8 protein-coding genes are annotated in these 12,532 nt (G+C 40.0%); 2 read left to right on the top strand and 6 right to left on the bottom strand.

Going from position 1 to position 12,532, the window contains the following annotated elements; translation table 11 throughout:
* The first annotated feature begins 116 nt into the window (after positions 1-116).
* The gene (gene acnB / locus ACRXC1_RS03860) at positions 117-2,678 is read left to right on the top strand and encodes a bifunctional aconitate hydratase 2/2-methylisocitrate dehydratase (RefSeq protein WP_433656630.1); all 2,562 of its coding nucleotides are present in this window, start codon (positions 117-119) and stop codon (positions 2,676-2,678) included.
* 51 nt (positions 2,679-2,729) lie between these two features.
* On the opposite strand, the gene ACRXC1_RS03855 is transcribed toward acnB, so the two are convergent.
* The 6 genes from ACRXC1_RS03855 to ACRXC1_RS03830 form a co-directional block, all read right to left on the bottom strand.
* Positions 2,730-3,509, bottom strand: a complete 780-nt coding sequence (locus tag ACRXC1_RS03855) for a hypothetical protein (RefSeq protein WP_433656628.1) — start codon at positions 3,507-3,509, stop codon at positions 2,730-2,732.
* 110 nt (positions 3,510-3,619) lie between these two features.
* Entirely contained in the window at positions 3,620-7,690 is a 4,071-nt protein-coding gene (locus ACRXC1_RS03850; protein WP_433656626.1) for a tail fiber domain-containing protein, read from the bottom strand.
* Positions 7,691-7,842: 152 nt separating this feature from the next.
* A complete protein-coding gene (gene dmeF / locus ACRXC1_RS03845; protein WP_433656624.1) occupies positions 7,843-8,784 on the bottom strand; it encodes a CDF family Co(II)/Ni(II) efflux transporter DmeF in 942 nt (313 codons plus the stop codon).
* The gene (locus ACRXC1_RS03840) at positions 8,774-9,337 is read right to left on the bottom strand and encodes a hypothetical protein (protein ID WP_393089821.1); all 564 of its coding nucleotides are present in this window, start codon (positions 9,335-9,337) and stop codon (positions 8,774-8,776) included. Before ACRXC1_RS03840 ends, dmeF begins: the two co-directional genes overlap by 11 nt.
* A gap of 9 nt (positions 9,338-9,346) precedes the next feature.
* Positions 9,347-10,594 carry a diaminopimelate decarboxylase gene (lysA, locus tag ACRXC1_RS03835; RefSeq protein ID WP_433656622.1) on the bottom strand — a complete coding sequence of 416 codons (1,248 nt, stop codon included), beginning with the start codon at positions 10,592-10,594 and terminating at the stop codon, positions 9,347-9,349.
* Positions 10,581-11,222 carry an N-acetyltransferase family protein gene (locus tag ACRXC1_RS03830; RefSeq protein ID WP_433656620.1) on the bottom strand — a complete coding sequence of 214 codons (642 nt, stop codon included), beginning with the start codon at positions 11,220-11,222 and terminating at the stop codon, positions 10,581-10,583. The genes lysA and ACRXC1_RS03830 overlap by 14 nt, the downstream gene beginning before the upstream one ends.
* 139 nt (positions 11,223-11,361) lie before the next feature.
* Between ACRXC1_RS03830 and ACRXC1_RS03825 the strand changes: the two genes are divergently transcribed.
* A complete protein-coding gene (locus tag ACRXC1_RS03825; protein ID WP_433656618.1) occupies positions 11,362-12,468 on the top strand; it encodes a hypothetical protein in 1,107 nt (368 codons plus the stop codon).
* Positions 12,469-12,532 lie beyond the last annotated feature (64 nt).

Here is a 12,532-nt window from a genome sequence, read left to right as displayed (position 1 = left end):
TTTAGTCAAGCCTTCTAAAAGCTGATAACGACTAGTAAAACGGCCTAAAAGGTGGTAAAAATGCATGTATAAATCAAATACAAAAAACTGAATTTAACTCAAAAAGTCGAGGATCTATGTCTAATTTTCTAGAAGATTATCACGCACATGTTGAGGAAAGGGCCAAAGAAGGTATTCCTCCATTAGCACTAACAAAAGAACAAGCTACTGAAGTTGTTAAACTTCTTGAAGCTGCGCCTACACAAGAGCTACTTGATCTACTTAAAGATCGTATCAACCCAGGTGTTGATCCAGCTGCTCAAGTAAAAGCAAGCTTTCTAGTTGGGATTACGAAGGGTGCACAAACTTGTTCACTTATTTCAAAAGAATATGCAGTTGAATTACTAGGGACAATGGTTGGTGGTTTCAACCTTCAAGGTCTAGTTGATATTGTTGCAGGAAATGATGAAGCTCTTGCAAAACTTGCTGCTAAAGAACTTAAGAATCTTCCTCTTGCAGTTAACGTTTTCGACGACGTTAAGAAACTTGCAGACGGTGGAAATGCAATTGCTAAAGAAATTATCGAGTCTTGGGCAAATGCTGAGTGGTTTACAAACAAGCCACAAATCAATGAATCAATCAAAACTGTCGTTTACAAAGTAGACGGTGAAATCAATACAGATGACTTCTCACCTGCTCCATTTGCATTCACAAGAGCGGATATCCCTCTTCACGCAAATGTTATGGGAGGAGCACTTTTCCCAGAAGGTCCAAAGCAAATTTCTGATCTTAAAGAAAAGTTTAACCTTCCTGTTACTTTCGTAGGTGACGTTGTTGGTACAGGTTCTTCAAGAAAGTCAGCTTGTAACTCTCTTCTATGGCACATTGGAGAAGATATCCCATTCGTACCTAACAAGAGACGTGGTGGTGTAATCATCGGTTCAACAATTGCTCCGATCTTCTTTAACACTGCTGAAGATTCAGGTGCTCTTCCAATTCAAGGAATTGATGTATCAGCACTTACAACAGGTACAGTAATTGAAGTTCGCCCTCTTGAAGGGAAAATCCTAAATGATAAGGGTGAAGAACTTGCAAAATACGACATCGCCCCAGAAACAATTCTAGACGAATTCAGAGCTGGTGGTCGTGTTCCTCTAATTATTGGTAAAATGCTAACAGATAAAGCAAGAGCAGAACTTGGACAAGGAACTGCAAACGACTCAGGAATCTTCGCTAAGCCTCACACAACAGAAGCGCACGAAGGTCAAGGTTATACTCTTGCACAAAAAATGGTTGGAAAAGCTTGTGGCGTAACAGGTATCCTTCCAGGAACTTCATGTCTTCCAAAAATGACAACTGTTGGATCTCAAGATACAACAGGTCCAATGACAAGAGATGAGATGACTGAGCTTGCATGCCTTAAGTTCAACGCTGATCTAGTTATGCAATCATTCTGTCACACTGCTGCTTATCCAAAGCCAAGTGACGTTATCACTCACGCGACTCTTCCAGACTATATCAGAAACAGAGAAGGTGTTGCTCTTAGACCTGGTGATGGTATTATCCACTCTTGGCTAAACCGTCTTCTAATCCCAGATACTGTTGGTACTGGTGGAGACTCTCACACTCGTTTCCCACTTGGAATTTCATTCCCAGCTGGTTCAGGGCTTGTTGCATTTGCTGCAGCTCTAGGAGTTATGCCACTTGATATGCCAGAATCTGTTCTTGTTAAGTTTAAAGGAAAGTTACAACCAGGAATCACTCTACGTGACGTTGTTAACATGATCCCTTACCAAGCAATTCAAGATGGTCTACTTACTGTAGAAAAGAAAAATAAGAAAAATATCTTTGCTGGTCGTATTCTAGAAATGGAAGGTTTACCAGACCTTAAGCTTGAGCAAGCATTCGAACTTACAGATGCAACAGCAGAAAGAAGTGCTGCTGGTTCAACAATTAAGCTAAGTCGCGAAACTGTTGTTGAATACTTAAGTTCAAACGTTGCTCTTATGAAGTCAATGATCGCAAATGGTTTTGGTCACGTTGGAACACTTGAAAGACGTATTGCTGAAGTTCAAGACTGGATTGAAAATGGTGAACTAATGGAAGCGGATGCAAATGCTGAGTACGCTGCTGTTATCGAAATCGATCTAGATGAAATGAAAGAGCCAATCGTTGCTTGTCCAAATGATCCTGATGACGTTAAGAAAATGAGTGACGTTCAAGGTGATAAAATTGATGAAGTATTCATCGGTTCATGTATGACAAATATTGGTCACTTCAGAGCTGCTGCGACTGTTCTTGATGGTCAAGGTCAAGCTGATGCAAGACTATGGGTATGTCCTCCAACAAAGATGGACAAAGACCAACTAACTAAAGAGGGTTATTACTCGAAATTTGCAGCTGCTGGTGCAAGACTTGAAATGCCAGGTTGTTCACTATGTATGGGTAACCAAGCGCGTGTAAAAGACGGTGTAACAGTATTCTCAACTTCGACACGTAACTTCAACAACAGACTTGGTAAAGGTGCTCAGGTTTATCTAGGTTCAGCAGAACTTGCTGCAATCTGTGCGAAACTTGGATACATTCCAAAAGTTGATGAGTATCTATCAATGATGAAGCCACTTGAAGGTAAAGATGATTCAATCTATCGTTACCTAAACTTCGACCAGATGGAAAATTTCTCGATTGATGAAGCTTAACCTAAAGCAATAGAGATATAAAAAGAAAGGGAGCTATTTAGCTCCCTTTTTTTATTTGCAGAATTCTTTAATTACTTTCTTAACTCTTTTGATCTCAACTTTCCTTCCCGTATAAGGAGCGAACTCTCCATACCAATAATTGTAGCTAAAGAACTTATCCCCATAATTATAGTGCACCTTTTGTAACTGTCCTGGAAAGTTGCTATCAACAGCATAGAGAACGTATCCAGTCTTAGTCTTCTTCATATCAACAACAAGCCATGCGTGTGCATCGATCCCTTTTATTTGCAGCTTTTGATAAGTGACATCACCTTGATTCACAACACGCTCATAAAGGCCATCCATCATCTTTCTCATACCATTAGCACTTCGCTTAGGTGCTCCAAGTAAACCAATTACCCACTGCTGATTAATAAACCCATCAGTTTTTTGCCAAGCTTCAAGTTCATTTTGAATTAAGTAGTCATTATCAGCTGAGAACTCTCTTAAGTTTCGATAGCCAGGAATCTCAACGACACTGCGGCCTCGACGAATTGCTTTAATGATATTCTTAACTTCATCTTCTGATGGTTTAGAATACTCAGGCTTGAAGATCCCAAGATAAAGAGCATTGCGATGAAAACGAGAGTGCCACCAACAAACTCCACCATTAAGAAGGCCCCCGTAATTCCTAAAGCCCATGCGCGCACCAGTCTTTGTCATCATCTGATTTCTAACAAAGTGCTTATTCTCTCTTTCTTTACAGAATTTCTGCTTAGGTGTCTGGGCCATGGCAGAACTTGCGCTAAATGTCGTTAACGCTATCAATAGTGATAGATAAATAGATCTCATAGAATCGTCCCGTGTTTTGTTCTTGATGAACTTGTATAACGCAACGCCACCAAACTCAAGAGAGCCTATAAAATCTACTGTAAAACCATAGGATTAGTTTGTAATTACAACTACTTAGAGTCTTTAACCAGACAGATCTTCGCTTTTGGATTCATTTCACAAAGAGCATCTTTAAGCATCTGATTCTCTTCTTCTAGTTGTTTTGTGCGGGCCTCAAGGGAAGCAATATCTCTTCCTTGGTCTTTTGAAATTGTAAATAAACTCTTAACAGCTTCAATAAGTGGAGCAACTAATTTGGCATAAGCAACACTTAGATAACCGTTTTCGTCTTTTGAAATGGCCTCAGGAAAAACCTTCTCTACATTTTGGGCAATGACACCAATATCTCTACCCTCTTTAAAATTCTTTTGTGGAAACTCATCCTTTCTCCACTCAAAATAGACACCATCAAGAAGAGAGATTTTATCGAGAATCGAAACCTCACTTGAAATTGTCACTACTTTCTTCTTTAGTCGTTCATCTGATGTTGAATCAAATGCAGCAGTCCCTCGAACAGCACCGTTTACATCAAGAGCAAATGAAGCACTTGGTGAGGTCGTTAAAATACCTACGTTAGCATTAGCTCCATTAACATTTAAAACATCTGTTAGTGTTGCATCTCCCACGGAAAGGTTGATATCACCAGCAAAGGCATGCATACGCATTCCATTTGCAGTCTCAGGAGCAGTGTGGAATAACATCACATCTGACCATGAAGAATCTGGAAAATCAGAGGCCCAGTCATAATTTGAATTTAAAAGAGCAAAGCCAGCTTCAGAACCATCTGCAAGGAAAGTGAAGTTTACTTCCGATGAAATTCCTGTGTTCGTATCTTGAATTTTAGCTTCTGCATGAGAATCTGAAATATGAAGGTCCGCAGCAGGAGTGTTTGTTCCAATACCAACATTACCACCAAGGTTTACATAGAGACCTTCATCAAGTCCCGAGTAAGAAATATAGTTGGCCCCAATTTGAAAGTTTTGAGTGGCCATATGATTTCCAAGGTCATCACCTGGAGCAACTAAGTCGGCCGGCTCCCACTCTGAAAAAGAACTATTCCAAGTTAATACCTGACCATTTGTTGGTGCATTCGCTGAAACCGCACGCGATTGTAGAGTTGTATCACTTGCAGGAAGGTTGTAAAGATTCGTTGCATCTAGAGATGGTAAGCTTCCATCTGACTCGAGACGAAGAAGTCCATCAGCAACATTTGTATTTCCAACAGAAATATCTAAGTATGTCCCAACGTCCATCACTGAAAAATCAGAACTAAAAGTTAGGCCCTTAAATTGAATGTCACTTGCAACTTTTTGAGAATATAGGCCGAAGTCCCCACCCCTGTTGCTTGCTGTATTGGTTTCACCACCAGCAGAAATCCCAGTAAGCTGAGAACCATCAATAGCAGGTAGACGGCCAGAGCCATCAAGGCGAAGAAGTTCATTGGCCCCATTAGAAGTATTCACTCCAACTTGGACATCATTTACATTTTCAGTTATCGCAAGATCACTTGTTACAGTTAGACCTTTTAACTCAAGGTCGCTTCCTGTTTTTTGTTTGAATAAAGTCGCACCACCGGCACTTGAAATTGTGTTAACTTCTCCACTGCCACCAGCACTAATCGTTTGTGGCTCCCACTGTGAAGCTGTGTTATTCCACACAAGGGCCTGACCATCAGTTGGTGCAGTCGCAGCAACAGCTCGTGATTGAATTGTATTATCAGAAGTAATAATTCCTGTTAGCTGAGATCCATCAACAGCAGGAAGACGCCCAAAAGCATCAAGTCTTAGAAGTTGATTAGCTGTATTAGTCGTTGTTACATCAATTTGTACATCATTAGTGTTACCAGTCAGTGTAATGTCTGCACCACCAGTAAGGCCTTTAAAGACAAGATTGGTTCCAACCTTTGCTTGAAATAAACCTTCCCCGCCAGCACTAGAAGCAGTATTGGCCTCTCCGCCAGCTCCACCTGTCACGATTGTTGTCGGCTCCCACTGAGAACTTGTACTATTCCATAAGAGAGCCTGCCCGTTTGAAGGAGCAACAGAAGAAACGGTACGAGACTGAATGGCCGTTGCATCAGAACTTCCACCAGCAATTCCTGTTAGAAGAGAACCATCGAGAGCAGGAAGACGTCCAGAGGCGTCTAGCCTTAAAAGTTGATTTGCACCATTTGACGTATTAATTTGAAGATCAACAGTATTGGTACTACCAGAGATAGCAAAGTCAGTTGAACCTTGAAGGCCCTTTAAAATTAAATCAACACCTGATTTCTGCTTAAAAAGAGAAACTCCACCAGCACTTGAAATGGTATTATTCTCACCTGAGCCACCACCAGAAACAATTGTTTGAGGTTCCCATTGAGTAGTTGCATTATTCCAAACGAGGGCCTGCCCATCAGCAGGAGCTGTCGTTGAAATAGTTCTCGTTTGAAGAGTTGTTGCATCAGAGCTAGCGGCAGCAAGAGTTTGTGGCTCCCACTCAGAAGCAGTATTATTCCAAGTTAGGACCTGTCCATCTGTTGGCGCTGTTGATGAAATATCTCTTGTTTGTAAGCTAACAGCATCACCTGACGCAGACGCCGAGATACCAGTTAGAAGAGATCCATCTAAGGCCGGAAGTCTTCCAAAAGAATCAAGACGAAGTATTTGTCCTGCTCCATTCGAAGTATTAATTCCAATTTGAATATCATTAGCATTTCCAGTTAAGGAAATATCCGATGTATTAGTCAGTCCTTTAAAGACTAAATTTGATCCCACTTTATTTTGATAAATTGCTTCGCCACCAGCGCTTGAGGCCGTGTTAATTTCTCCACCGGCTCCACCAGCAGTGATAGTAGCAGGTTCCCACTGTTGGCTTACATCATTCCAAAGTAAGGCCTGACCATTAGTTGGTGCAGCGGCCGATACATCACGTGATTGTAAAGTTGAGTCTCCACCACCAGCAGCAATTCCTGTTAACTGAGAACCATCAATAGCAGGCAGGCGCCCACTTGAATCAAGTCTTAAGAGTTGATTTGCACCATTGGCCGTGTTGATCTGTAGATCAACAGTATTAGTACTTTCATTAACAACAAAATCAGATGAGCCTAAAATACCACGCATCACAAAGTCCACACCAGACTTCTGCTTAAAAAGAGAAGCACCCGCGGCCGTTGACATCGTGTTGGTCTCACCACTTCCACCACCTCCGCCAGAGATACCTGTTAATTGTGAACCATCGATAGCAGGAAGCCTTCCTAGAGAATCAAGTCTTAGAAGTTGGTTTGCACCATTACCTGTACTTATTTGAAGTCCAAGTGAATTTGAACCTTCAGTGATATTAATGTCAGAAGATGGAGAAAGGCCTTTAAACTGAAGTTGGCTACCAACCTTTTGTTTAAAAATAGAAGTTCCACCTGTTGAGTAAACAGTATTAGCTTCACCAGATCCGCCTCCACCGCCACTTGCGATTGTTGAAGGAACCCAAGAAGAATTACTACTGCTCCAAACAAGGGCCTGCCCATCAGTTGGCGAAATATTTGAAACTAAGCGATTGTGAATTGATGTTGCATTTGTTGATGAACCACCTTCATCGGTTCCAATAACCCAATTTGTTCCATTGAATTTTAAGATTGAACCAGAGATGGCACCACTTGTATCTGTGTCGTAAAGATCATCTACTGTAAGATTGACCGCACCTAATTTTCCATTAACAGAAGTCACACTTGAAGTTGGTTGATTGGCCGGGGCCCACTTTCTTGTGATGGCATTGTATTGCAGAATCTGTCCGTGAGATGCTCCAAGATCAGGAAGATCAACATTGATTGAAAATGTACTTGCACCACTTGCACTCTCTAACGTCATCGTAAGAATTTGATTAAGAGGCAGAAGTGTATTGGAAAGAGCATCAGCAATGATCTCCCCTTCATTTTGTGAACCAATTGAAAAATTTGAAGTCACTCCACTCTTATCAGTGATACGAATATTTTCGACCTTATGAAGACTCGAACCTACGATTCTAAGCTTATCACCTTGCACGCTAATATTTTCAACCTGAACTTCTCCGCGGCTATTATCACGACGTTGAATCTCAGGCACACAACTCGAAATGAGTAGCTGCAGGCATAAAATATGAATATAAGATTTTTTGAATATCTTCATCATTTCGCTTCTTTATCGACGATCTCAATTAAATTCGTACGAGAATTTTAATACGATTTAAAAATCGGCAAATAAGGCACTGAAATGATAAGAAGTAGAGTAAAAAGCAGGGGCATTGTTGCCCCAAAAAAACGGCATTTTAATAACTTACAATATTATGATTTGGTACAAAGTCGTTCTTCAACGATAAGGTGAGAGATATCGTACTTCGCTAGTATCTTTTCACGGTAATACTCACTCCCCTTTAGTTTACAATTATAAATCATCACTTCACACGCATGAGCATTCGGAGCAATTCTCCATAAATGAAGATCCGCAATTTCAATATCTTCATCGTGTGAAAAGAGCTTTCTAATTTCTTTCTCATCAAATAGCTTTGAGTTTCCATCAAGAAGCTCCCAAACTGTATCTTTTGCAAGACTCCAGGCCCACTTCAAGATTACGATAGCACCGAGGATACCAATAATAGGATCGGCCCAATTCCAACCAAAGTACTTTCCTGCAAAGAGAGCAGCAATGGCCATCACTGAAGTTAGAGCATCTGCAATGACGTGTAAAAGTGCCGAGCGATGGTTGTGATCATGAACATGGTTGTGATTATGGCCGTGACCGTGACCGTGATCATGCCCATGATGATGATCATGAGAGTCCCACAGAAGAACAGCACTAAGAACGTTTACAACAAGACCAATAATGGCCACGAGAATGGCCGTCTCAAATTTAATCGCCATCGGATTTAAAAAACGTCCAATCGACTCAACACCCATCACGATGGCAACAATTCCCAACATAAGAGCACTAGTATAGCCTCCTAGAGGAATCATCTTACCCGCACCAAAACTTAGTTTTTCATTTATCTTTTCTGAACGGGCCAAGCGGTAAACAATAACAGTAATAGCAAGGGCCCCTACGTGAGATCCCATATGCCAACCATCTGCAAGTAAGGCCATTGAACCGGTAAAGTATCCATAACCAATTTCGACAACCATGGTGACAAAAGTTAAAAGAATAACAAGCATCGTTTTCTTCTCATTTGATCCTAAGCGATCATCTTCTAGGACATAATTATGTGGCTCTAAGTGTTCCTTATGCTTCATGATCAAAGCTTTGTCTGAAGTATGAGCGTGGAAATTTTAGAAGCTCAAGCTTAGGAATATTAAAATCCCCAATTTTGGTATCATTAAGGGTTACAGCATAGAACTCATTCTTGCCTTCTTTTCCAATAACAAAGACATTAATTTCTTGGCCATCCATGAATAATTTGTGTTCACCAAATTTTCGATATTCACCAAAAGAAGTTTTTTGATCTTCTAACGGAAGTGTTTCTGGGCCAAGAGGTAGGCGAAAGCGATAACTACTAACAAGATTTCCCGCAACAATCATAGCGTTTCCACGATTAAGTTTCGTCGTGGCCTTGTTAATGAAGTAATCCATAATATAAGCAATGAGATCCACATCTTTTAAGTTAAGATCATATATCTTTTGTTCGTTACCTTCTAAACGAGACTGACGATTTAATACAACTTGCGAAATAAAGACATTTCCCGATGGGTGTAGAATACGAACAGTATTACCATGGTCTTTTGAAATATCCCAGGCCCATTCAGTTGTTGGAAAAAGTGGTGTTAGTGTTACAGTTTTTGAATTCATAATTGGATCCTAATCACATTGTTCCAAGTAGTAAAGATCTTGGTAAGATTCTCGCTTTCTTATTAAACGAGCGTTAGCGCCATCAACGAGCAACTCACATGCTCTAGGCCTTGAATTATAATTACTCGACATGGTAAAACCATATGCTCCACAAGAGCGGATTGCGAGAAGCTCTCCTTCACAAAGCTCAAGTTCCCTTTCCTTTGCAAGGTAATCACCTGTTTCACACACGGGCCCGACAATATCAAAACTTTCTTTTGTTCCTTTAATCGATTGATCCACCTTAATGACTTCTTGCCACGCCTGATAAAGAGCAGGCCTCATTAAATCATTCATGGCCGCATCAACAATGGCAAAGTACTTACCTTCATTCTCTTTAATATATTCAAGCTTTGTCACAAGAATTCCTGCATTGGCCGCAATGGCCCTTCCTGGTTCAAAAATGAGTTCTAACTCAGGATAATCTTCAAGACTTTTAATAACTTCAGCAAGGTACTCACTCGGATGAGGTGGTATTTCATCACGGTATTTTACCCCGAGGCCCCCGCCTAAATCGATATGTTTAAGAGGTGTTCCATTTTTTCTTAAGGTATCAACTAATTGCTTTAGCCTTTCTAGCGCTTCTAAGAAAGGGCCCACATTCGTGAGCTGTGAACCGATATGACAATCAATTCCCTCAACACTAATATGCTCCAACGAATGAGCAATCTCATAAACCTCTTGTGCCTTTTGAAATGAAATTCCAAATTTATTCTCTTTCAATCCTGTTGCAATATAAGGATGTGTCTTGGCATCCACATCTGGATTAACTCTAATAGAAACAGGTGCTTTCTTATTTATTTTTTTCGCAACTTCATTAATTCTTCGAAGCTCTGCAATAGATTCGACGTTTAAACACTTAATACCTTTCTCAAGTGCAAATTCAATTTCATCGTGCGATTTTCCAACTCCAGAAAAAACAGTCTTTGATGCAAGTCCACCTGCGGCCAAAACTCTTTCAAGCTCTCCGCGAGAAACGATATCAAAACCACTTCCCATGGCCGCGAGTTCTTTTAAAATATTAATATTGGAATTTGCTTTAACTGCATAACAAATTAAATGGCGATGCTCTTTTAAAGGCTCTTGAAAGGCGAGAAAGTGTCTTTTAAATGTTTTTAAAGAATAAATATAAAGTGGTGTTCCATACTTTTGAACGAGGTCTGAAACTTTATTTTCTTCTGCAAATAACTCATGATTTCTATAATTAAAGAAGTCCATTCGATTCCCTATTGATTAAGCTACATTCATATAGCATTCCTAGCCCGCCATTAAATGTTATCTTTAAAAAGCCTGGCCCTTTTTCTTTTATTTTAAAACCATACTTTTCATGCATCTTAATCGAAGTCTTATTTTTTGCGTTAACAACATAGTAGGCCTTCGTTGAAATTTGCCCAATATGCTTGAGTCGCTCTTGAGTTAGGAGATCACCTATTCCGCACCCTCGATATTCAGGAAGAACTGTGAGTCCCATAAGATACCACCCAACAGGAGCCTTATATTTGTAGCGATTCACCATTTCCTGCGTGTATAAAATTGACCTACCATAGCCAACGATTTCTTCATCAAGAATGGCAACGATCAGATGAAAGCCTTTTAAGTTCCCACCACGGGCCAATTCCTTTTTTGTTCTTTCAAAGAAAAAAGAATAGTCGAGATTTGGATCAATATTATTTTCACTAATGATACGAGCAATTGCTTGGGCATCGTCATACCTAGCATAACGAGTCTTTATCCCTTCTGGTACGGGCCTTGACTTGTGATCTGTGACAAAAGGACAGTAGGAATTATACTCTTTACTGGTCTTAGACAGTGTCTGCAATGTTTGAGGAATTAGCTTTTTAAACATAATTTAATCTATTATAGCGCATTCATAAAAGCGTTGAATAAATTAATTCAATTAATAAAGTTTTTATTTTAGATATTCTGCTTATATGCTTTAATTGTGACAAATATATAATATTTACCAGTGACCGATCATTTTACTCATGAAAAAAATATTTCTAGGCATAGCGCTCATATTCATCACTACTCTACTCGTTCTTATCTTGAATTATAAGTGGGTGATTAAGAAGTCTCTTGCCATGGCCGGCGTGAGAATTGAACGTGTTGAAAAAATCAATATCGGCCAGTGGACTCTCCATAATCTTAAGTATCAACTAGATGAGAAAATTGAACTGAAAGTAAACTCTGTTAATATCAGCTTTTTAGAAATTGATGTTGATGCAAAGAAACTTGATCGCTACATCCAGGCCCTTAATTCTAAAATAAAAGTAAAAGTTGTCGGTATTCAACTTCAGAAGTTCAAACTTAAGAGTATAAGCTGCATTGTTCATAAGAAAGAAGGAGCTACTGTCGAAATAAGTCAGATACATATTCCGGACTTTGGCAGCAAGAACCGCGGTGTCCTAACTCTTAATCTCGCTACACTTAAAGATATTCATTTAAATTACAATAATCTTGATATTAACCATATCATCAAATACTTTGATGCCACTTTAGGCTTATCTGGCCTCATTAATATTGAAGCAAGGGCCAATGGTGATATCACTGCAAATGTATCAGGCAAGAACTTAGTCCTAACAGGTTTTAGAGTCGATGATGTTATTACTAACTTTCTCGATACACGAAGTATTGGACTGATTGATGCCGCTGCCGTTGTGGCACTAGGCCCTATTGGACTGCTCTATACGAGTGCCGCGAGTCTAGGGCAAACAGTTGGTGGCTTTCGAGGTGGGGACACAAATCTTAAACAGGTTAATGCCGGCGTGACTCTTGCCGGAGATCTTCTTGTATTTGATGATGTCGCTGTTGCAACACAAGAGCACCTCATTATTGCCCAGGGTGGTGCCGATATTGAAAAGCAAACCTTTAAAAACTTTATCGTTTCTGTTGTTGATGAAAAGTATTGCCCTGAATTACAGCAAGTGATCAAGGGAACATTTACGAAACCAGAAATCTCCAAAACTAAAGCCTTCCTTGATACCGCAACAGCGCCTGTCTCTAGTGTGAAGAGTTCAACTTTTCAATTTGTTGGCGTTGAAAAATGTAAGCCAATTTACAAAGGTATAGTTACGCATCCAACGCTTGAGTGAACCATTTCAGAAAGAGTCTAACCTTAAAATGACACATTACACATAATGAGAAAAATCATGGAGG

Origin of the sequence: Halobacteriovorax sp. GFR8 (assembly GCF_050955245.1) — a bacterium.
Lineage (GTDB): Bacteria > Bdellovibrionota > Bacteriovoracia > Bacteriovoracales > Bacteriovoracaceae > Halobacteriovorax_A.
This window is presented reverse-complemented; position numbering and strand designations above follow the sequence as displayed.